The organism is Rhizobium sp. ERR 1071 (genome assembly GCF_007828675.1).
Lineage (GTDB): Bacteria > Pseudomonadota > Alphaproteobacteria > Rhizobiales > Rhizobiaceae > Rhizobium > Rhizobium dioscoreae.
Genome location: NZ_VITM01000005.1, coordinates 1 through 19,317 on the forward strand (window position 1 = coordinate 1; position 19,317 = coordinate 19,317).

Below are 19,317 nucleotides of genomic sequence, written 5' to 3' on the forward strand. Positions count from 1 at the left end.
ACGCGCTGACACCGATGATGGTGGCGGCATAACCGAGGCGGAAATCCACTTAGCAAAACGCCCGGAACTGTTCAGACAAACCGAGCCACCTCATTTCCAATGACTGCCTCTTCCGATAGCGGGAACATAAAGAGCCTCTGCTTGTTGGACCCCACGCGCTTTGATGGCGCGCGACAAGTGGAGATGGATCATGGCAAAGACGGTTGGCGACTTTATCGTGCAGCGCCTCTACGATTGGGGCGTGCGACGCATCTTCGGCTATCCCGGAGATGGCATCAACGGCCTCTTCGGGGCTTTGAACCGGGCCGATGGAAAAATTGAATTCGTTCAGGCTCGTCACGAGGAGATGGCCGCTTTCATGGCGTCGGCTTATGCCAAATTCTCAGGCGAGCTTGGCGTTTGCGTCGCCACCTCTGGACCGGGTGCCACGCATTTGGTGACCGGGCTCTATGATGCGCGGTTGGATCATCAACCTGTCTTGGCCCTTGTCGGCCAGCAGGCCCGTCGGGCGCTGGGCGGTCACTATCAACAGGAAGTCGATCTCGCATCGCTCTTCAAGGATGTTGCCGGCAACTTCGTCCATCAGGCCTCAGCTCCCGCGCAAGTACGCCATCTGGTCGATCGGGCCGCGCGCATCGCGCTGGCGAACAAGACGGTCACTGCCGTCATCCTGCCGAACGACCTGCAGGAGATGCCCTATGAGACGCCGCCACGCAAGCATGGCTCGGTCATGTCGGGCGTCGGCTATGTGGCACCGAGAACGGTGCCGCACGAGATCGATCTGAAGCGCGCCGCGTCCGTCCTGAATGCCGGAAAGAGGGTCGCGATGCTCGTCGGTGCCGGCGCGTTGGGCGCGAGCGACGAGCTGATCGCGGTCGCGGACCGGCTGGGAGCAGGAGCGGCGAAAGCCTTGCTCGGCAAGGCCGCCCTACCGGATGATCTGGCGTGGGTCACCGGCTCCATCGGCCTTCTGGGTACCGAACCATCCTGGGACCTGATGCGAGACTGCGATACCCTGTTGGTCGTCGGATCCGATTTTCCTTATTCGGAGTTCCTGCCCGAAGAAGGCGATGCAAAAGGGGTTCAGATCGATATCCGGCCTGACATGCTCTCCTTGCGTTATCCCATGGAGGTCAATCTTGTCGGCGACGCCCGGGAGACCTTGCAGGCATTGCTGCCGCTTCTCAAGCAGAAGCAGGATCTTTCCTGGCGCAAGGAGATCGAGACGAGTGTCGGAAAGTGGTGGCGAACGCTGGAGGCGAGGGCGCACGTGGAGGCCAATCCGGTCAACCCGCAGCGTGTCGTCTGGGAGCTTTCGCCACGCCTGCCAGACGGCGTCATCGTCACGAGCGATTCCGGTTCATGCGCCAATTGGTACGCGCGCGATTTGCGCATGCGCCGCGGCATGATGGCCTCCTTGTCCGGCGGTCTCGCGTCCATGGGGGCGGCGGTGCCCTATGCGATCGCCGCGAAGGTCGCGCATCCGGATCGGCCAATCGTCGCCCTGGTCGGTGATGGCGCCATGCAGATGAACAACATGGCGGAGTTGATCACCGTGACGAAATACTGGCGCGAATGGTCCGACCCACGCATGGTCGTCTGCGTCTTCAACAACGAGGATCTCAACCAGGTGACTTGGGAGCAACGCGTCATGGAAGGAGACCCAAAATTTGATGCCTCGCAGCGGATCCCCGATGTCCCCTATCATCGCTTCGCCGACATGATTGGCCTTCAGGGGATTTTCGTCGATCGACCGGAGGCGCTTGGCGCCGCCTGGGATGAAGCGCTTACCGCCGATCGTCCCGTTGTTCTCGAGGTCAAGACAGATCCCGAAGTGCCGCCGATACCGCCGCACCTGACTTTCGAGCAGATGCGCAACCTGACCACCGCCCTGCTGAAAGGGGATCCTGAAGAAAGCGGTGTGATCAAGGGAACGCTAAGACAGGCGCTGAGTGCCATCCTTCCTAGTCGCGCCAACAGGTGACGACGGGCAAATGTCGGCTGCGCTGCGGGAACCAATGCTGGGAAGGGTGGTTTGGACCGATGTCAATCGACTAAGCCTTGGCTGAATGAAAGAGCATAGCGCGAGACGGCGAAGTGCTCTGGACGCGGCAACAGGCGACAACGTCAGGAGGTGTAAGGTGGAAACCTATCATAGGTATCGTAAGAACAACGTGCCGCCAGGCTCCATCGTCATCAAGTTCTACCATTCCGGCGATCAGATCCGAGGATTCCTGCGCAAGGTCATGTCGCCAGGAGAGGATGACACGGTTTTTCCTGGTGAGGAAATGGAGCCAGATGACGCCTTTCGGGCCGCTCGCAACAAGATGTCGAATGAGGTTATGCGGCCCATCTATGTCGAACTGTCGGAAGGCGTGAACTGGAATCCGGCCTGGGGGCGGCTTGAATAAGTATGATGCCGCCGCGTGCTCCTCCTTACGGACCTTTTTGCCAGACCAGCCTAAGATACTGGCTGAGCCGCCGCGCGTCGGCCGGCGCCCGCACCTTCACGTCATTATCGAAATAGACATAGACATCGCGACCCCGTCGTGACCGCTTCAATGGCTTCAGGACACGGTTGGCATTGTCCGGCTCGCGCCCGTGCGCCCAATCGGCGATGCGCTCCGCCCACATGCTCAACGCTTCATCATCGTAGCCGCTGACATAGAGTTCTTCCGAGCCATGCAGGCGGCAATAGATAAAGTCCGCGGTGACATCCATCAGCAACGGCCACTCGACGGTATCGGCGCAAACGAGCCCGATCCGATGCTTCCGCAAGAGTTCAATGAAATCGGCGTCCACGAAGCTCTCGTTGCGGATTTCGAATGCATGCCGGATCGGTCTCCTTTTGTCCGCCATCAACCAATCTCGGCCGTTCAAGCGCTCATCATGCCGCTTGGCCAAGGAAAGTGCCTCATCCGTGTCCTTTGGCAGCAGGTGGATGAAATTGGAGAACAGTTCTCGATCGAACCGCAGCCGGGGAGGAAACTGCCAAAGTATGGGTCCCAGCTTTGCTCCCAGCCGCAAGAGGCCGGAGGCCATGAAATTGGCAAGCGGCACCTCGATATCGCGAAGCCTTCGTAGATGGGTTATATAGCGTGATCCCTTGACCGCGAAAACGAAGTCGTCTGGAGTGGCCTCCCGCCATCTTGCGAAGGTGTCGGGTGTCTGCAGGCTGTAGAATGTGCCGTTGATTTCAATGGATGGAAATTGCGACGAGGCGTAGGACAATTCGTGTTTCTGGGTCACGCCCTTCGGATAGAAAACGCCGCGCCAGGGTGCGTACGTCCACCCGGAAATTCCGATGCGGATCGTTCCAACCTTTACCATGGTTCATACCGCGTCCGGATCACCTTGCCTGTGCAAGAGACGATGTCGTAATTCAATGCCCGTCGATCCCGTCAGGTAACGTTGATGGACGGCAGGAACGACATGACCTCGTTGCGTTGTCTTGGTGCCAAACTCTCGATTTCCCTTTTCCAAAAGGCTTCAGCTTCGAGCGGATCAGCCTCCCAGCTGTTGGTCGACAGGATGTTGTCATCCATTACCAGAAGTCTTTTTCCACCGAGCCTTAGATATTCCTCGGCAAGTTCCTGAGCGCCATTCATCATGATTTGTCTCCTTGATTGGCCCTCCCGCTGCCGGTGATCCACGTCACGGACACCGACAGCCAAGAGGTGTGCGAAATGCGGGAGGCATTTCGGATTTCCACCATTATTATTGCGGGCAGTTCTGGCTGGACGTGCTGTCGCTCGACTGGCTATTGTTTTGCGTATCCGTACCTTGCGTCGTGTTCTTGCCGGTTTTCATGGCATTGCAGTCCTGGGACTGACCGTTGGAATTCGGAGTCCCGTTGGTTCCGGTGGTATTGCTATTGGCGCCTCCAGTTCCGTTGGAGGTGCCATTGCTCTGCGAACCGGTGCCGGCGCCGTTACCACTTCCGGAATTGCCTGTTCCGCCGGAACCTGATTGCTGAGCCATGGCTGCCGTGGCCATGCCGATCGAAAGAGCACAGACTGCGATTATTCTCGTCAACATTGGTATTTCCTTTCTTTGGATTTGCCACCTTCCAACTCCAATGGCGGGCAGTTGTTTCCGGATTTTCCGATATTTCCTCGCTGGTAATCAGATCAGGGAATGGCGCGACAATCGGTGGACACCGCTGATCACCAACGGAGGCAGGCAGCGACGTGAGGGAGCTTGCCCATCAGGCGAGCATCCGGACACGGGGCTCGCGGTCCCAATATCGCTTGGGCGCGGCACTCAGGAAGGAGGCGAGATCCACGACACCGGCGTCGGGTTGAATGCCCGCCTTGTCGAGAAGCGCCTTGGCGGCAGCGTCATGACCGATCGCCTTTAGGTGTCCGAAAGCATCCATCACCCATTGCACGGCAGCCCCTTCGTTGAGGAGCACAGCGGCGCCTTCCTTCGCGAGGATGACGGCAACGGCATCGAAAAGCTGCGAAGGCGAACCAAGGAGCTGCCCATCGGCACGGATCGTATTTCCGTCGGAAAGCTTCGTCTCCCCCACCTTGGGCGCCACGATGAAAGGCCTCGCCTTGGCGTCGTTGAGGGCTTCGACGAGATCGGAGATCGCCTTGGCGTCGCTTCCGTCGGCGATCAATATGCCGATCTGCCGCCCTTCGAGCGTCTCCTTCATGTTCTTATGGATGGAAAGAGCGGGGGAGGGGGCGAGATCGATCGGCTCACGTGCCGGCAAATTCCTGGTCGGGTTGACGAGCCCGAGGCCCGCGGCGACCCTGTTGGCAAGCCCCGCATCGACATTCATGAGGTTGCCGACCATGCGGGGCGGCACGTGCTGAAGCTGAACCTTCGATAATTCGAAGACGAAGGCCGATGCGATGTGAGCCTGTTCCGACGGTGTCTGGGACTTCCAGAAAAGACGAGCCTGACTGTAATGGTCGGCAAAGAGTTCACCGCGCACGCGCAGCTTATCGCCCTGCTCTTCCTTCCCGGCTTGATGCTCATAGGTGCGGAAGCCCGTCACCGGACATTCGCGCGGACCGCCGATTTCGCCGTTGTCGCCAAGGCTATTCGGTTCGTAGTTCGCGCGGCCCTTCGGCACTTGCATCTGCATCTGCCCGTCGCGCTGGAAGTTCATGACGGGGCATTTGGGCGCATTGATCGGCAGTTGATGGAAGTTCGCGGTCCCAAGGCGGGATTTCTGCGTGTCGAGATAGCTGAAGAGCCGGCCCTGCAGCAGGGGATCGTTGGTGAAATCGACGCCTGGGACGATGTTTGCCGGGCAGAACGCCACTTGCTCGGTTTCCGCGAAGAAATTGTCCGGATTGCGATCGAGAACCAGCCGTCCGACGATCTTTACCGGCAGTACCTCTTCCGGGATGATCTTCGTGGCATCGAGGACGTCGTAGGGAAGGTTTTCGGCAAAGGCATCGTCGAAGAGCTGCAGGCCCAGTTCCCATTCAGGAAAATGCCCGGCCGCGATCGCCTCGAAGAGGTCGCGGCGATGGTAGTCATTGTCGGCCGCCTGCAGCTTCAATGCCTCGTCCCAGACAAGCGATTGAATGCCGAGCTTCGGCTTCCAGTGGAATTTCACGAATGTGGATTTACCGGCATCGTTGACGAAGCGAAACGTGTGGACGCCGAAGCCTTGCATCATGCGCGGCGAGCGCGGAATAGCTCGATCGGACATCGCCCACATCAGCATATGCGTGGATTCCGGCATCAGCGACGCCCAGTCCCAGAACGTATCATGGGCGGTAGCCGCCTGCGGATACGCGCGGTCGGCCTCCATCTTCACGGCATGCACAAGATCGGGGAATTTCATCGCATCCTGAATGAAGAAGACGGGGATGTTGTTGCCGACAAGGTCCCAATTACCCTGCTTGGTATAGAATTTCACGGCGAAGCCGCGCACGTCACGCGGCGTATCCACCGAGCCGGCACCGCCGGCAACGGTCGAAAAGCGGACGAAGACCGGCGTCTTTTCACCCTTGCGCTGAAACAGATCGGCGCTGGTCACATCGGACAGCGATTCATAGAGCTCGAAGAAGCCGTGTGCGGCCGAACCTCGTGCATGCACGATCCGTTCAGGGATGCGCTCATGGTCGAAATGGAAGATCTTTTCACGCAGGACGAAATCTTCAAGCAGCGTCGGGCCACGGACCCCGGACTTCAGGCTGTTCTGATTGTCCGACACCCGGATACCCTGATTGGTGGTCAGATGCTCCGCGTCGCCATGGGGACCGCTTTCGGGAATATGCTGGTGCGTCTCCCCGCCTTCGCCGCGCGATGTTTCGAAGCTCGTGTCCTTCGCCATGATATCCTCTTTTTTGCCGTTGGAACCGCTGACCGAACCTTGTTCGACGGGCAATGTTCCGATTGGCCGGAGATGGCGGCTGGTGACCTCAAAGTTCGATCAGCGCGATGCCGAGATCCTCTTGATGCCGACGCTGCAATTCCGCCGGTGTTTCCACGATGGTCGCTTCCAAGGTCGGATGCACGATACCGTCGAGAAAGTGGCCGCCGCGCGTGGAGCCATCCTTCAGACCGAGGACGGCATGAAGATGGAGGCTCGCCTTGCCATCGTCGCCTGTCGCGATATCGCCGATCAGGCTCAGCACCTCGCATTGCTCGGTAATCGGGATCTTGCGGTAGCTTCGCTCGCTAAAATCGAACCAGCCGACAGTCGCGCGTTCAAACGCGCCTATCGCGGTGATCGAAGCCCCCTTCAGGTCCTGATCCGTGGCGAAGCGGGCGAGCGTGGAGAATGCTTCCTCATTCGCATCGAGCACGACGACATAGGTCTTCAGGCCGTTCCGCAGGTCAACTTTCTTGAAATTCATCGCGCTCGTCTCCCTTTCAATCCTGTGCCGGCTGGCCGTTGGAAGCCGACACGCCACCATCGACGGCGATGTTGGCGCCGGTCACGAAGCTTGCATCGTCGCTTGCCAGAAAGGCGATGACGGCCGCGACCTCGTCCGGCTCGCAGACACGACCAAGTGGAATGCGTTCCTTGAACTTGGCAACGAGGGCTTCATCCTTGAGCATGTCCTCCGTCATGCCAGTGCGCGTGAGGCTCGGGCATACGGAATTGACGCGAATTCCCTTTCGGCCGAGATCTAGCGCCAGCGCGCGGGTCAGATTGACGATGGCACCCTTGGCGGCGTTGTAGGGGCTCATACCCCAATCGCCGCCGGTGCCGGAGACGGAGGCAGTGTTGATGATCGACCCCTTGGTCTTTTCAAGATGCGGTATGGCCGCACGACAACCGAAAAACACGCCGTCCAGATCGGTCGCCATGACATCGCGCCATTGCTCGTTGGAAATGTCGGCGGGCGCGCCACCCTCGTGAATGCCAGCATTGTTCACGATGACGTCAAGGCGACCGAACCGTTCCACCACCGCCGCTACCATCGCGGCGACCGCCGACGATGCCGATACATCCACCAACTGCTTAAGGCTGCGTTCGGCTGGCAAATCCGCGATGACTTTTTCCAGCGCATCCTCGCGGCGGTCGACGAGAGCGACATTGGCGCCTTCCTTGGAAAAGCGCCGTGCCGTCGCCTCTCCCATTCCCGATGCAGCACCTGTTACGATGACGACCTTTCCTTCGAAGCGATGCATCGGGCTGTCCTTTCAAAATCGGCGAAACGGGATCTATCGAAACGTAGCTTTCGATAGGAACCAGGACCGGACTTGAATGTTCCCCGATGCACCGGGCGGATAGTGTGCCATGGATGGAACCGAAAGCGAGGTGGATGGTTTGGAATGACAACGCAATCATCTCCGGAAGCAAAGTCATGACACATCCACGACCACCATTTCCGCCGCAGCAACAGCCCATGCCCGGCTATACCGCCGACATGCATCCGAAACCCGATCATGGAGAGGTGACCTATCACGGATCAGGAAAGCTTGCCGGCAAAAGGGCTGTCATCACCGGCGGTGACAGCGGCATTGGCCGCGCTGTCGCGATCGCCTTTGCCCGCGAGGGCGCGGATGTTTTGATCGCCTATCTGAGCGAAGACGACGATGCTCACGAAACCAAGAAATGGGTCGAGGAGGCCGGCCGCAAGGCGGTGTTGATGGCCGGCGATATTCAGGATCCCAGACATTGTCGAGATATCATCGACAAGGCCGTCGCCGAACTGGGAGGGATCGATATTCTTGTCAACAATGCCGCGCATCAGGCGAGCTTTCAAGATATCGGCGATATCAGTGACGAGGAATGGGAATTGACCTTCAAGGTCAATATCCATGCCATGTTCTATCTGACCAAGGCGGCCGTACCGCACATGAAGCCGGGCAGCGCCATCATCAATACGGCGTCCATCAACTCGGACACTCCAAACCCCACATTGCTTGCCTATGCCACCACCAAAGGGGCCATCCAGAATTTTACCGCGGGGCTGGCGCAATTGCTCGCGGAAAAAGGCATTCGCGCCAATGCCGTGGCGCCAGGACCTATTTGGACGCCATTGATCCCTTCGACAATGACGTCGGAAGCAGTCGAGAATTTCGGAAAGCAAGTGCCGATGAAGCGACCGGGTCAGCCGGCTGAACTGGCAACGGCCTATGTCATGCTTGCCGATCCACTCTCCAGCTATGTTTCCGGCACGACCGTCGCGGTCACTGGGGGCAAGCCTCTCCTTTGAGTTCGGTGCATCTGCGCGACACGGAGCTGAGCCGCGCTCTTCAGATCGAAATCATGTGCTTATGTCCGCGAACGGCGCTCATTCTCGGAACATTCCGGGCTGGAAGTGGTTTGGCCATGACAACGAATGCAGCAAGACGGCCAAGATAAATCGTCCACAGCTTCTGGCAAGGCAATGACAGGAGGAGATGATGAACAGCAGACCACCACCGGTTCCCGAGGAGAATCGAAGCGATAAAGGTGTTGGTGACCACGCCAAGCCATCGATATCCGACCCCCATAAGCCTGACATGACGGTGGATCCCGACAAGAAAGGTCAGCAGGGAAATAGCCGGATCAATACCAGTCACCAGGGGCATCAACAGGATCGATAGGGAGGTGTCAATGTCCACGTCGACGAAAACACCGGCCAGTATTCGCCAAGGCGGCCCGGGAGCATCCCATGAAAATGCCAAGGCGCCCTTGAATATTCCAAAGCCGCCGGCCGAGCCCGATAAGCGGGACCGCAGCAAGGTTTCCGGCGGCGGCGGCGAACGAGATCGCCATCATGGCCACGATCCCAGCCGGAAAGGTGGCCACTCCGCAAGCTGAGGCCGAATTCCGCTCGTGTCGAGAAGCCGAGCGGAAGGCCCGATGCAGTCCATAAGACCCCAATTGTCCGCCTGGAACAAAGCAAGTCGATAAATGTTTGGGTGCTCTCAGGAATATTGGAGACACCGATATGGTCGCACAGGACCTTCGCGCTGCACACCCTCTTCCGCCCCGCCCCCTTCACTCGCTCCTCATTCCGATCCCGATGGTTTGCTTCCTTGGCACATTGGCAACGGACCTGGCCTATTGGGCAACCGCCGAGATGATGTGGGCGGATGCTTCCGCGTGGCTGCTCGCGGTTGGCTTGCTGTTCGGCTTGCTTGCTATAATCGCCATGATAATCGATGCACTCGGCAGGCGCCTTTCCTTGATGCGCGGACCAGTCTGGCTTTATTCGATCTGCGGCGTTCTTATCCTCGTCTTGTCCTTCTTTAACGCGCTCGTGCATAGCCGGGATGCATGGACTTCCGTCGTTCCGACCGGGCTTATTCTTTCATCCGTGGTGGTCGTTCTCGTCCTTTTGAGCGGCTGGATAAGGCGGGTATTGATTTTCCGCAGAGATCCGGGAGCCGAGAGATGAAGATCGGTGTAGGTAAGTTGACCGCGCCATCCCCCGTTGCCGCGCTTATCTGCGGCACGATCCTTATCCTGTCTGGCTGCGGTCAGAACGAAGAGGATCCGAAGGATCAGGTCGGACCAAATCCGACATTGCCGGCCCAGACGCAATATCTCATCCCACCGATGCATGTCGCGAAGGTGATCGGCTGGCAAAACGGCGACAAGCCAAAGGTTGCGGAAGGATTGCAGATAAAGGCGTTCGCGACAGGACTGAAGCACCCGCGTTCGGTTTATGTGCTGCCGAATGGCGATGTTCTTGCCGTGGAATCTGTTGCGCCGCCCGCGGCATCGATCAAGCGTCCCAAGGATCTGATCATGGGCTGGATCGAGTCGATGGCGACATCTGCCGGCAGCAATGAAGGAAGCAACCGTATAACCTTGCTGCGTGACGCCGATGGGGATGGAGTTGCCGAAACGAAGAGCGTTTTTCTCGATCATCTCGCCTCCCCTTTCGGTGTCGCTCTTGTCGGTAGCGACCTGTATGTCGCGGAGACGGACAAGATCATGCGTTATCCATACAAGACGGGAGAGACGAGCATCCCCGATCCGGGAACGAAACTTACCGATTTGCCCGGCGGACCCATCGATCACCATTGGACCAAGAGCCTTGTGGCGAGCCCTGATGGTACGCTACTTTATGTCGGTGTCGGCTCGAACAGCAATATCACGGAAAACGGCATACAGGCTGAAATGGACCGCGCCTCCATCTGGGAGGTCGATAGAGCAACGGGGCGCCATCGCATCTTCGCGGATGGATTGAGAAATCCGAATGGTCTTTCCTGGGAGCCGCAGACGCACGCTCTCTGGGCAGTCGTCAACGAGCGCGATGAGCTAGGTCCCAATCTCGTGCCGGACTATATGACTTCGGTGAAGGAGGGCGGCTTCTATGGTTGGCCGTACAGCTATTTTGGCAAGAACATCGATCCCAGGGTCATGCCGCAAAGACCAGACCTTGTGGCGAAGGCAATCGTTCCGGATTACGCGCTGAGTTCGCACGTGGCGCCCCTTGGGATGGTCTTCTATACCGGTACCAGTTTGCCGGAAGCGTATCGCGGCGGTGCCTTCGTCGGCGAGCACGGGAGTTGGAATCGACACCAATTCAACGGCTACAAGGTGGTCTTCGTCACATTCGCGGACGGTCGGCCCAAAGGCCTTCCGCAAGACGTCGTGACCGGCTTCTTGAATGGCGACAACGAGGCGAGGGGCCGGCCGGTAGGTTTGGCGGTCGACAAGCCTGGCGCCTTGCTAATCGCCGATGACGTCGGCAATACGGTCTGGCGCGTTAGCTCGGCAGCGCCGTAAACTTTACCGACGCCGTCGAGAAAGCGGTGTGCTTGGCCCGCGTTTCGCGCAATGCCGGCGGATCGAAAGGCGCCTTGAAGCGCCAGCATAGTCGCGGTCATCATGGCAAAGCCGCCCTGAACGAAATGAACTTGCATGCATTATGATGTGTTCATCCGATTTCATGTCGGATCTGGCTGACCTAATCAGCCGCCATCGCGCTTCATTCTTTTGCGCATGGCTTTGCGATGTCTGCTGATGGCCTGCGCTTTTTCCCGAATACGCCGCTGGGATGGTTTCTCGTAGGCTCGTCGCTCCTTCATTTCCCGGAACAAGCCTTCACGCTGCATCTTTCGTTTGAGAACTCGGATTGCTTGTTCGATATTGTTGTCTCTTACCAGGACCTGCATTTTGTTCTCCTCACTATTGGTGATGAATGGCGGCCGTCAGCCGAGTTGCTCGGCTATCAGCTTCTGAAGCTCCTCGCGGGTGAGCAAACAGGGATAGGGTTTCCAGCTTTTGTCGGGGAGCTGGTTGATGGGTTGATCGCATCCGCGCGGCTTCACCGCCGCGAGCGCGTCGATTGCCTTTGATTTTTTCAATGAAATCTCCTGCGCCGGCCACTAAGCCAGCGCTCATGTCAATGGATGATGGAAGCGCCCGTCACGTCATCGGACGGAGGGCAAGGAACGGACCGCATGATGGGTCGGGCGATTAAGGCCTGGACCAGCCATTGCAATGCAACGGGCGAGCGGAACCGCATATCTCAAGCCGATAAATGGGTATCGAATTCCGATGTTGCAAGGGGGCAACATCTTCCCAACGTCTAGGGCATGTGGGGCCCGCGTATCACACATCGGGGGGAATATGGGAATCGACACCGATCGTTTTCAGATTGTTGCGAACCTTGACGACACCGGGCGTAGACAGCCCAAGCGCTTCCGCCTGTTCGGCAGCCGCCTGCGTTTCGACACTGCCTTCCAATGTTACGATACCGTCCTCGGCATGAACCTCGATGCTGTCTGCATCGATTTCTTTGCTTTCGATGAACCGTTCGGTAATCGCCGCTTCCAGTTCATCGTTATCGATACGGCTGGGTGGCAATGGCCCAATCGTGTGGGCCGTGTCTTCCTCAAGCCCGTTCGTGTCCGCGTTATCTCCAATCAGGCCAGAGGGGGTATCTTCGTCAAAGTTCGCTGGAGTGGTGCCATATTCTCGATTTTCCGGTTCGGTCGAACCCAGGGCGCTTTCGTCGGAATATGGCCAGCCTTCGCGGGCATCGCGATCCTGATAGTCGCGATAGTCCTCTTCTCGCGACAGCGATTTCTTCTTTCGAAACTGTGTCATAGCCAATCTCCTTCCCTTCAGCTCAAGAAACACGCTAAGCTCCGATTTGCTTCTCGGACGCCCATCCGGCTCCGCCGATCTGTTAGTGGTGCTTGAAATATTGCACCTCGCGCTCATGCTTTTCGGCCGCCTCGCGGGTCTTGAACGTCCCGAGATTCTTGCGCTTGTGTGTCTTCGGATCGAGCTTGCGTGAGTAGAGACGATATTCACCGGATTTCAGTTTGCGGATCATGACGGTTTCTCCTTTGCTATGGATATAACCCCCGTCGGCAGCCCTGGTTCCGATCGTGCCAAGCCGCGATAAAAGCCCATCCGAAAGGAAAGACCGGCTTTTCCTTCGCCTGTATCGAGGAGGAAATCATTCCGCGCGCCGTTCGCCGGCGCTTTCTCTCTCTGCCAAAATAAGCGAAGATCTTTTGCCTGGGATCGCCTTCGGGATTGCCGTGAACTGCCTACCAGCCGTAGCTGAAGGTAGCGCCACTGCCATTATCCCCATCCTGCTCCACATCGGTTTCAGTATTTCGTCCGTACTGGAAAATGCCATAGGCATTGTTGTTGCCGTTCTGCCGCAAGGTTGCGGAATGACCATTGCCCTGCTGCTGGATGAAGCCGAGATTGCCTCGGCCGGCCTGGGCAATGCCAGCCGCGTTCCCCCGGCCCAGCTGCCGGATGTCGGCGTCTTTCAGGCCGCGGTACAGCGAATAGACGCGCAGTCCGGTCGAGAAAAGATCCGCATCCTCGGCATTATCAGGCACAAGGTTGAACGAGATCCGGCCACCGGCATAGGCTGGCGCGGACAAGGCGACCTGTCCCAGGCTCCCGGCAAGAAGAGTGATGGTAAGGATCTTAAACACGCTGCGGGTCATCCTGATCTCCATTGGCCGGCTGTCTGAGCCGATGACCAACCTTCGCATCTTTAAGCTGAACCCCGTCGGAATTGCCCGTTCAGTTGTGGTTCAGTCGTCTGGAATTGCGTGAAACCAAAGAGACAGAGCGGTTCAGAGGCTCCGTGAGAAACTGAACCGCTCTAAACCTGATCGAAAGCAAAAGGGCGCCAGGAGCCGGCGCCCTTTTAAAGGGATTTGCAGAGTTTGGAGGCCGATTAGTTGTCGCCGACCTGCTTCGTGCAGCTGAAACTCTTATCTCCGATCACAATATCCAGCGTTGCCCTGTATGCGGTTCCTTTGGAGCCGAGCGAGACGGAGCTGAGGATTGCCGGATGCCCGGCCGTGGCATCGAAATCGCCACTCTGGTTGATCATGGAACTTCCACCGTCTCCCGATTTTTCGACGCGAAACGTGTAAGTCCCGCCGACATGCGTGTCGGCGTGGACGAGCGCATCCAGTCTCACCATACCTGCTCCAGGCGTTGCTTTGATTTCGCAAAGCCCCGCATCGTCAGATTGGTTGGCAGTCGTCATGGCCGCAACGGCGCCGACGGGAAGCAGGACCAGCGCGAGGATCGTCATCAGTCGGCGTGGATGTTTGACGCTATTTGGCATGGGTCATCTCCCCAAATGGTCTGCTGTCGCGTTTGTGACTTCTTTCACGTCATCGCGCGGTCGCTTAAGGGCAGGCCTGGACGAAGGCCGCGACATTGCCGTTGCCGCCCTGGCTGACATTGGCGCTGCAGCCATGGCCGACCTGGACGCCAGCCGCGATGTTGCCATTGCCGTCCTGGGTAAGAATGGTCGTGTGGTTGGAGCCAAACTGGCCGATGCCAGCTATGTTGCGGTCACCGTTCTGATAGGTGGCGCCGTAATTGTCATTGCCTTCCTGACCGATAGCCGAAAGGTTGTGGCGGCCATATTGATGGCCGACGATCCGGTTGTAGGCGCCGTTCTGGTAGGTTCTGATGCGGTTTGCATACCCTTCCTGAGCGCCGCCGGCGGAGTTCGACCAGCCATATTGTTCGATACGCACATCGTTGGCCATGGCGGGGGCCGCGGCGGTGATGCCGACGAGAGCGACGAGTGCGGTTGCAATGAAAGACGTGCGGATCATGACTGTGTCTCCTCAGGCGGATAAGACCGCGGTTGAACGTCTTTCTTTTAGACGCCGCCTTCGGAACAGAAGCTGAAAGCACCATTCAGCCCGGGTTCATTCGCGGAGATCGGTACCAGCCTCTCGCAATTAGCGTTCCGAAGAAATGACATGGTGGCTCATTGGTTTCTAGCGAGCTGGCAGCTACCCGCACGATGAAAATGGATATAGGCCGGCGATTGTCTGCTCTGAAGGTCGGAAACATCGCAGGTAAAGAGCTTCTGCTCGTCGCATTAAAAAAACAATGCAACGGCTTGGTGCATGCGAAGCCCCGCGGGCCGCCTCCCTTGGATCAAGATCAATGTGGCTCGGTGCTATGAAAATCTGTGTTCCTTCCCGGTCAACGGCGTGGCGAACAAAGCCTCGCCGATCTGGATCGGTCGATCGCCGTCGGTGCGTGCGACAAGTGATATCAGTTCGGGGACATCAAGATGAACGACCGTGTCGGCGCCGAGCCGCTCGATATGGCGCCCGATCTCGATGCCGCCCCCTTGATCAATGCAGCACGGACAAGCGCTATTCGGGTTCCTGAAGATCTTGCGATCATCGGCTACGACAACTCTCCGATGGCCGCCATGCCGCTCGTCGGCCTGACGAGCGTCGATCAATACCAGATGCTGCTCGGGCGGACGGCTGTGGAGGTGCTGCTCGGCAGGATCGATGGCCGGCGCGAGGCCAGACATCCGCTGATCGAACCCCGCGTGGAATTGCGCGGCACCACTTGACGCGCGATCCGGACGAAAAGGTAGTAAGACGCACCCGGTCGTGTCCGCCGCCCCTGCTCGGCATGGGGACAGCCGGATAGCTAACCGCTGTTTGCAAAGGCAGACGGGAAACATGCCGGTGCCAGCAATTGGACCGAGGATTTTTTCCTCCGCCCGATTGCCGGTTTGTCTACTGGCTTTGGCCAGCGCGGCTTGCTGTTCGTTTTTTCAGAACTTGTAGCTCGCGCCAACAAGCACCTTGTTCTGAGTGGCGCCGAACTCCCCGATCGCCGACCCGAAATCCTTGTTTCCAAAATCGGAATAGCGGTATTCGCCGCGAATGATGACATTATCCGTGAAGGCGTGCTCGATGCCGCCGCCGGCCGTCCAGCCGATCAGGATATCGTCTTTTTTCCCAACGCCGGGGGCATCAACCTTGCCGCCGGCGGCAGCGAGACCGGCTGTCGCAAAGAGCAGCGTCCGGTCCAGGGCGTAACCGACGCGAGCGCGGCCCGACGCATCCCATTCGAGATCCGCTTCCTTCTTGTCCTTGAAATTGTAGTTGAAGTCGTTTTCGATACCGTAGACGATATTGCCGGATTGGAAATTATATCCGGCATGAACGCCAGCCGTGCCACCGTCGAGATTGCGGTCGGTGCCCAGAACGGTCCCTTTGTTCCAGACATAGCCGCCCTGTCCGCCGAGATAGAAGCCGGACCAGTCATAGGCCGAATAAGCCTGTTCGGCGGCTGGCGCAGAACGCTCATAGGTGAGGTCGGCGGCGAGGGCCGGAACGGCCAGGAACGACGCCAGGGCGCCGACGACGAAAAGCTTGATATGCATAATGGCAGTGCCTCATGTTTTGCACCAGCGGAAAGGCGTTCGCGTGTCGCATCCGCCCGGCTCATAGGGTGACTATGTCGTCCCGCAAGATTGCTGTGTGTGCTTTCATGTTCATTTTTGTTGCGACGGCGAAAAAACACTGGGGAGTGTCAAAAGGTGCAAGGTCGGCGGGTTGTCGGATTTGAAAACGGGGCCATCCCGGCGCGTCCCATGCTGCGTGATTTCGCAGGAAACATCCAGGCCCATGCGGTCAGCGCTTTTCGGCCGCCCCGAACACAGGTTTGGCCGCGAAGCGAAGAAGTCGATGAAGGTTCGAACCTTCATGCGTTCGGCGGCGGGCTTGATAATTCTTGAGCCCCCGGCGGAAACCTTGATTGCGAAGGCGCCGGGCATGTACATGTGATGGGAACCGCATTGCTATTCCAGAAGCGGATAAGGTTGGAGAGCCGCATGAACCTCTTCCTCAAAAGCCTTGCAGACGCGCGCCGCGCGGGCAAGCCGGTCGGAATTACGTCGGTATGCTCGGCGCACCCGCTCGTGCTTGAAGCGACGATGTCGCTGGCTCGGCGGGAGGGTGGTCCCGTCCTGATAGAGGCTACCTGTAACCAGGTTAATCAGTTTGGCGGCTACACTGGAAAAACGCCGGCGGATTTTGCCGGAGATGTTCTCGCGCTCGCCGCGGCCAACGGGGTAACGACTTCCGACGTCATCCTCGGTGGCGACCATCTCGGACCCAATCCCTGGCGGCGGGAGACCGCCTCCGCGGCAATGGCCAAGGCCGAGGTCATGGTTGCTGAATATGTGAGAGCGGGCTTCACGAAAATTCACCTCGACGCATCCATGGCATGCGCCGATGACCCATCCGCCCTCGACGATGCGATCGTGGCTCAAAGGGCGGCAAGGCTTGCCAAAATTGCCGAGCAGGCTGCGCGGGAAGTCGGCACCAAGCCGCTCTACGTGCTGGGGACGGAAGTCCCGGTGCCGGGAGGCGCGGACCACACGCTCGATGTTGTCGAACCGACCGAGGCCGAAGCCGCCACCGCCACCATCGAGATCCATCGCGAGATTTTTGCGAGGGAAGGGTTGTCGGAGGCGTTCGACAGATGCATTGCCTTCGTCGTCCAGCCGGGCGTGGAGTTTGGCAATGAGAACGTCGTTGGCTACAGACCTGAGCTCGCTAGGAAACTAACCAGCGTGCTGGATCATGAAGTGGGTCTGGTTTTCGAAGCGCATTCGACAGACTACCAGTCGGAAAGCGCGCTGACCGCACTGGTACGCGATGGATTTCCAATTCTGAAGGTTGGGCCTGGATTGACGTTCGCGCTGCGAGAAGGTCTCTTGGCGCTCGACTTGATCGCAACGGAACTTGACCCGGACTATGACCGCGACCTTGCCGTCACCATGGAGCGCCTCATGCTGAAACATACGGGCGACTGGGCGGGACATTATCATGGCAGCGAAGAGGCTATCCGGCTTCAACTTCGCTACAGTTACAGTGACCGCATCCGTTATTACTGGGGTTATCCGGAGGCTGTTGGCGCCGTTCAAAAGCTGACCGATACACTTCATCGCCGCGAAATTCCGCCGACGCTGGCAAGCCAGTTCCTCGGGCGGATGGCAGACAGGATCGGCGCGAAGGACAGCGTCGACAGGATCGTCAAGACGTTTGTCGGTGGGGTCCTCGAGACCTACGCCCGTGCGTGCCGACAAGCCGGCTGACCGATCGGAAAACGGCTCTCCTGCCGCATATTCCGTTCATCATTGCCACCTAAAGCTCGAAAGGCCTCGCGATCGAGGCTCTTGCCATTCCCGCTTATAGGATCGCCTCCGTCCAGCCTTGTGTCTTCAGGTCGCTGCGGATACGCCATTTCAGGATTTCATCGATCAGGCGGCGTTTGACATCCTGATAGGCGGGGTCGCTCCACAGGTCATTGACTTCATTTGGATCGACAGACAGATCGAAAAGCTGGCCTTCGTCGCTCTCGACGAAGTGGACCAGCTTGAACCGCTTGTCGCGGATCATCGTCATGAATTCCGTGCCGCTCAGGATACGGTCGCCCGCATGTTCGGAGAAGACGAATTCGCGCGGCGTGACGTTCGCACCGGTGAGGTAAGGAGCCAAGGAACGTGCTTCCATCCATTTTGGCGCTTCAAGTCCCGCCAGCTCCAGGATTGTCGGCCCGAAATCGAAGAGCGAAACGAGGTCGCCGACGATCTTGCCACGCTCGACACGGCCCGGCGACCAGACGATTGCCGGCACGCGCACGCTCGGCTCGTACATCGTCCATTTCTGGCTGTGTCCATGATCGTTCAGACAGTCGCCATGATCCGACGTGAAGATGATGATGGTATCCTCAAGAACGCCGCGACGCTCGAGCGCCTCCATGAGCTTGCCGATCTGCGTATCGATCATCGAGACGTTGGCGAAATAATGCTCGCGTTGGCGGCGCAATTGTTCCGGCGTCGGATTTTCAAGATGCACGACCGCATCATGATCGACGCTGATATGTTGTTCTCTAAGCTTCTTGAGTGCCGATGGCTGCCCATCCATTGCCGCATGGTCACGGATCGCTTCTGGCAGATCGCGATCCCTATATTTGTCGAGATAGTCCTGTGTCGGATCGTAGGGCGGGTGCGGACCTGGAATGCCGATCTGCAGGAAGAATGGTTCTTGGCCCCGGTAGCGATCAAGCCACATGGCGGCGAACTCAGGGACGAAATTGTCCGAATGCAGATCTTCAGGCAGATCCCAGACAAAGGCGCCAAGACGTTCGCGATAATCTTCGAGCCGTCGGTATGTGACGCGGCTCGGCTTTTCGATGCCTCGGCTCCAGAAAGCCTTGTCCCAGTTGTCGAGATAAAACGGCAGCCGCTCGGTCGCTCTATCCTTGTTTTCGACAACATGCCTTTCGTGAAAACCGAAGGACTCCTCGAAGGGCGAGGTGTGCATCTTGCCGACATTGACACAGCGATAGCCAGCATCGGCAAGGCGGCGAACCCAGCTATGCGTCCAGCGCTCATCGTTGCGGAAGACGCCGTTGGTGTGCGGATAGAGTCCCGTGAACAGGCTTGCCCGCGAGGGCGCGCAGGACGGTGACGTCACGTACATGTGGCTGAAACACGTGCCGTCCCGAACCAGGCGATCAAGATTCGGCGTGATCATGTAGTCGAAACCGGCCGCCGCGATCGTATCGAAACGCTGCTGGTCGGTCATGACGAAGACGATGTTGGGCCTGTTCCTTGCCTCTGTCAC

At 58.4% G+C, this 19,317-nt stretch carries 24 protein-coding genes; 9 read left to right on the plus strand and 15 right to left on the minus strand.

The genetic code is table 11. The annotated features are described in order from the left end of the window. The first annotated feature begins 190 nt into the window (after nt 1-190). Both FBZ99_RS18350 and FBZ99_RS18355 read left to right on the plus strand, forming a co-directional pair. Nucleotides 191-1,984, plus strand: coding sequence for a thiamine pyrophosphate-requiring protein (locus tag FBZ99_RS18350; protein ID WP_145634184.1), 1,794 nt, complete (start codon nt 191-193; stop codon nt 1,982-1,984). 157 nt (nt 1,985-2,141) lie between these two features. After that, entirely contained in the window at nt 2,142-2,411 is a 270-nt protein-coding gene (locus FBZ99_RS18355; RefSeq protein WP_069614031.1) for a hypothetical protein, read from the plus strand. A gap of 25 nt (nt 2,412-2,436) precedes the next feature. Here FBZ99_RS18355 and FBZ99_RS18360 read toward each other — a convergent pair whose 3' ends face one another. The 6 genes from FBZ99_RS18360 to FBZ99_RS18385 form a co-directional block, all read right to left on the minus strand. Then, entirely contained in the window at nt 2,437-3,330 is an 894-nt protein-coding gene (locus tag FBZ99_RS18360) for a DUF72 domain-containing protein (RefSeq protein ID WP_145634186.1), read from the minus strand. Between the two features lie 71 nt (nt 3,331-3,401). Then, complete coding sequence (locus FBZ99_RS18365; protein ID WP_113331686.1) at nt 3,402-3,611, minus strand: hypothetical protein; 210 nt, start codon at nt 3,609-3,611, stop codon at nt 3,402-3,404. Nucleotides 3,612-3,717: 106 nt separating this feature from the next. Continuing rightward, entirely contained in the window at nt 3,718-4,038 is a 321-nt protein-coding gene (locus FBZ99_RS18370; RefSeq protein ID WP_113353452.1) for an oxidoreductase, read from the minus strand. Nucleotides 4,039-4,207: 169 nt separating this feature from the next. Continuing rightward, a complete protein-coding gene (locus FBZ99_RS18375; RefSeq protein ID WP_113353588.1) occupies nt 4,208-6,301 on the minus strand; it encodes a catalase in 2,094 nt (697 codons plus the stop codon). 88 nt (nt 6,302-6,389) lie between these two features. Beyond that, nucleotides 6,390-6,827 carry a PPC domain-containing DNA-binding protein gene (locus FBZ99_RS18380; RefSeq protein ID WP_113353451.1) on the minus strand — a complete coding sequence of 146 codons (438 nt, stop codon included), beginning with the start codon at nt 6,825-6,827 and terminating at the stop codon, nt 6,390-6,392. A 16-nt stretch (nt 6,828-6,843) separates the two neighbouring features. Next, nucleotides 6,844-7,608, minus strand: coding sequence for an SDR family NAD(P)-dependent oxidoreductase (locus FBZ99_RS18385; RefSeq protein WP_113353450.1), 765 nt, complete (start codon nt 7,606-7,608; stop codon nt 6,844-6,846). Nucleotides 7,609-7,784: 176 nt separating this feature from the next. Between FBZ99_RS18385 and FBZ99_RS18390 the strand changes: the two genes are divergently transcribed. The 5 genes from FBZ99_RS18390 to FBZ99_RS18410 all read left to right on the plus strand — a co-directional run bounded on the left by FBZ99_RS18390 (nt 7,785) and on the right by FBZ99_RS18410 (nt 11,149). Next, nucleotides 7,785-8,639 carry an SDR family oxidoreductase gene (locus tag FBZ99_RS18390; RefSeq protein WP_173002519.1) on the plus strand — a complete coding sequence of 285 codons (855 nt, stop codon included), beginning with the start codon at nt 7,785-7,787 and terminating at the stop codon, nt 8,637-8,639. Nucleotides 8,640-8,829: 190 nt separating this feature from the next. After that, nucleotides 8,830-9,012, plus strand: a complete 183-nt coding sequence (locus FBZ99_RS33475; protein WP_083258237.1) for a hypothetical protein — start codon at nt 8,830-8,832, stop codon at nt 9,010-9,012. 10 nt (nt 9,013-9,022) lie between these two features. Continuing rightward, complete coding sequence (locus tag FBZ99_RS18400) at nt 9,023-9,229, plus strand: hypothetical protein (protein ID WP_113353448.1); 207 nt, start codon at nt 9,023-9,025, stop codon at nt 9,227-9,229. A 130-nt stretch (nt 9,230-9,359) separates the two neighbouring features. Next, entirely contained in the window at nt 9,360-9,809 is a 450-nt protein-coding gene (locus FBZ99_RS18405) for a DUF2231 domain-containing protein (RefSeq protein ID WP_145321206.1), read from the plus strand. Next, on the plus strand, nt 9,806-11,149 hold the full coding sequence (locus FBZ99_RS18410; RefSeq protein ID WP_113388796.1) for a PQQ-dependent sugar dehydrogenase: 1,344 nt from the start codon (nt 9,806-9,808) through the stop codon (nt 11,147-11,149). The genes FBZ99_RS18405 and FBZ99_RS18410 overlap by 4 nt, the downstream gene beginning before the upstream one ends. A 185-nt stretch (nt 11,150-11,334) precedes the next feature. Here FBZ99_RS18410 and rpsU read toward each other — a convergent pair whose 3' ends face one another. The 6 genes from rpsU to FBZ99_RS18440 form a co-directional block, all read right to left on the minus strand. Next, complete coding sequence (gene rpsU / locus FBZ99_RS18415; RefSeq protein ID WP_095438691.1) at nt 11,335-11,538, minus strand: 30S ribosomal protein S21; 204 nt, start codon at nt 11,536-11,538, stop codon at nt 11,335-11,337. Between the two features lie 439 nt (nt 11,539-11,977). Further along, nucleotides 11,978-12,475 (minus strand): BON domain-containing protein, encoded by a 498-nt coding sequence (locus FBZ99_RS18420; protein ID WP_113388795.1) that lies wholly within the window; start codon nt 12,473-12,475, stop codon nt 11,978-11,980. Nucleotides 12,476-12,557: 82 nt separating this feature from the next. Beyond that, the gene (locus FBZ99_RS18425; RefSeq protein ID WP_095438695.1) at nt 12,558-12,707 is read right to left on the minus strand and encodes a hypothetical protein; all 150 of its coding nucleotides are present in this window, start codon (nt 12,705-12,707) and stop codon (nt 12,558-12,560) included. A gap of 220 nt (nt 12,708-12,927) precedes the next feature. Beyond that, nucleotides 12,928-13,341: a curlin gene (locus FBZ99_RS18430; RefSeq protein WP_113353443.1), complete on the minus strand. Its 414-nt coding sequence runs from the start codon at nt 13,339-13,341 to the stop codon at nt 12,928-12,930. 236 nt (nt 13,342-13,577) lie between these two features. Next, entirely contained in the window at nt 13,578-13,976 is a 399-nt protein-coding gene (csgH, locus tag FBZ99_RS18435; protein ID WP_113353442.1) for a curli-like amyloid fiber formation chaperone CsgH, read from the minus strand. Between the two features lie 64 nt (nt 13,977-14,040). After that, entirely contained in the window at nt 14,041-14,478 is a 438-nt protein-coding gene (locus tag FBZ99_RS18440) for a curlin (RefSeq protein WP_113353441.1), read from the minus strand. A 470-nt stretch (nt 14,479-14,948) separates the two neighbouring features. Between FBZ99_RS18440 and FBZ99_RS18450 the strand changes: the two genes are divergently transcribed. After that, nucleotides 14,949-15,242, plus strand: coding sequence for a substrate-binding domain-containing protein (locus FBZ99_RS18450; RefSeq protein WP_145634188.1), 294 nt, complete (start codon nt 14,949-14,951; stop codon nt 15,240-15,242). Between the two features lie 207 nt (nt 15,243-15,449). On the opposite strand, the gene FBZ99_RS18455 is transcribed toward FBZ99_RS18450, so the two are convergent. Continuing rightward, a complete protein-coding gene (locus tag FBZ99_RS18455) occupies nt 15,450-16,064 on the minus strand; it encodes an outer membrane protein (RefSeq protein ID WP_113353439.1) in 615 nt (204 codons plus the stop codon). Between the two features lie 111 nt (nt 16,065-16,175). After that, nucleotides 16,176-16,463, minus strand: coding sequence for a hypothetical protein (locus FBZ99_RS18460; protein ID WP_145634190.1), 288 nt, complete (start codon nt 16,461-16,463; stop codon nt 16,176-16,178). Between the two features lie 51 nt (nt 16,464-16,514). Between FBZ99_RS18460 and FBZ99_RS18465 the strand changes: the two genes are divergently transcribed. After that, nucleotides 16,515-17,783, plus strand: a complete 1,269-nt coding sequence (locus tag FBZ99_RS18465) for a D-tagatose-bisphosphate aldolase, class II, non-catalytic subunit (RefSeq protein WP_113353437.1) — start codon at nt 16,515-16,517, stop codon at nt 17,781-17,783. Nucleotides 17,784-17,877: 94 nt separating this feature from the next. On the opposite strand, the gene FBZ99_RS18470 is transcribed toward FBZ99_RS18465, so the two are convergent. After that, the gene (locus tag FBZ99_RS18470) at nt 17,878-19,317 is read right to left on the minus strand and encodes a sulfatase family protein (protein ID WP_233788491.1); all 1,440 of its coding nucleotides are present in this window, start codon (nt 19,315-19,317) and stop codon (nt 17,878-17,880) included.

Bases quoted from the DNA above. Each gene is read 5' to 3' on its own strand.
- FBZ99_RS18350 (WP_145634184.1), top strand. From the start codon at position 191: ATGGCAAAGACGGTTGGCGACTTTATCGTGCAGCGCCTCTACGATTGG.
- FBZ99_RS18360 (WP_145634186.1), bottom strand. From the start codon at position 3,330: ATGGTAAAGGTTGGAACGATCCGCATCGGAATTTCCGGGTGGACGTAC.
- FBZ99_RS18365 (WP_113331686.1), bottom strand. From the start codon at position 3,611: ATGATGAATGGCGCTCAGGAACTTGCCGAGGAATATCTAAGGCTCGGT.
- FBZ99_RS18370 (WP_113353452.1), bottom strand. From the start codon at position 4,038: ATGTTGACGAGAATAATCGCAGTCTGTGCTCTTTCGATCGGCATGGCC.
- FBZ99_RS18375 (WP_113353588.1), bottom strand. From the start codon at position 6,301: ATGGCGAAGGACACGAGCTTCGAAACATCGCGCGGCGAAGGCGGGGAG.
- FBZ99_RS18380 (WP_113353451.1), bottom strand. From the start codon at position 6,827: ATGAATTTCAAGAAAGTTGACCTGCGGAACGGCCTGAAGACCTATGTC.
- FBZ99_RS18385 (WP_113353450.1), bottom strand. From the start codon at position 7,608: ATGCATCGCTTCGAAGGAAAGGTCGTCATCGTAACAGGTGCTGCATCG.
- FBZ99_RS18390 (WP_173002519.1), top strand. From the start codon at position 7,785: ATGACACATCCACGACCACCATTTCCGCCGCAGCAACAGCCCATGCCC.
- FBZ99_RS33475 (WP_083258237.1), top strand. From the start codon at position 8,830: ATGAACAGCAGACCACCACCGGTTCCCGAGGAGAATCGAAGCGATAAA.
- FBZ99_RS18400 (WP_113353448.1), top strand. From the start codon at position 9,023: ATGTCCACGTCGACGAAAACACCGGCCAGTATTCGCCAAGGCGGCCCG.
- FBZ99_RS18405 (WP_145321206.1), top strand. From the start codon at position 9,360: ATGGTCGCACAGGACCTTCGCGCTGCACACCCTCTTCCGCCCCGCCCC.
- FBZ99_RS18410 (WP_113388796.1), top strand. From the start codon at position 9,806: ATGAAGATCGGTGTAGGTAAGTTGACCGCGCCATCCCCCGTTGCCGCG.
- rpsU (WP_095438691.1), bottom strand. From the start codon at position 11,538: ATGCAGGTCCTGGTAAGAGACAACAATATCGAACAAGCAATCCGAGTT.
- FBZ99_RS18420 (WP_113388795.1), bottom strand. From the start codon at position 12,475: ATGACACAGTTTCGAAAGAAGAAATCGCTGTCGCGAGAAGAGGACTAT.
- FBZ99_RS18425 (WP_095438695.1), bottom strand. From the start codon at position 12,707: ATGATCCGCAAACTGAAATCCGGTGAATATCGTCTCTACTCACGCAAG.
- FBZ99_RS18430 (WP_113353443.1), bottom strand. From the start codon at position 13,341: ATGACCCGCAGCGTGTTTAAGATCCTTACCATCACTCTTCTTGCCGGG.
- csgH (WP_113353442.1), bottom strand. From the start codon at position 13,976: ATGCCAAATAGCGTCAAACATCCACGCCGACTGATGACGATCCTCGCG.
- FBZ99_RS18440 (WP_113353441.1), bottom strand. From the start codon at position 14,478: ATGATCCGCACGTCTTTCATTGCAACCGCACTCGTCGCTCTCGTCGGC.
- FBZ99_RS18450 (WP_145634188.1), top strand. From the start codon at position 14,949: ATGAACGACCGTGTCGGCGCCGAGCCGCTCGATATGGCGCCCGATCTC.
- FBZ99_RS18455 (WP_113353439.1), bottom strand. From the start codon at position 16,064: ATGCATATCAAGCTTTTCGTCGTCGGCGCCCTGGCGTCGTTCCTGGCC.
- FBZ99_RS18460 (WP_145634190.1), bottom strand. From the start codon at position 16,463: ATGTACATGCCCGGCGCCTTCGCAATCAAGGTTTCCGCCGGGGGCTCA.
- FBZ99_RS18465 (WP_113353437.1), top strand. From the start codon at position 16,515: ATGAACCTCTTCCTCAAAAGCCTTGCAGACGCGCGCCGCGCGGGCAAG.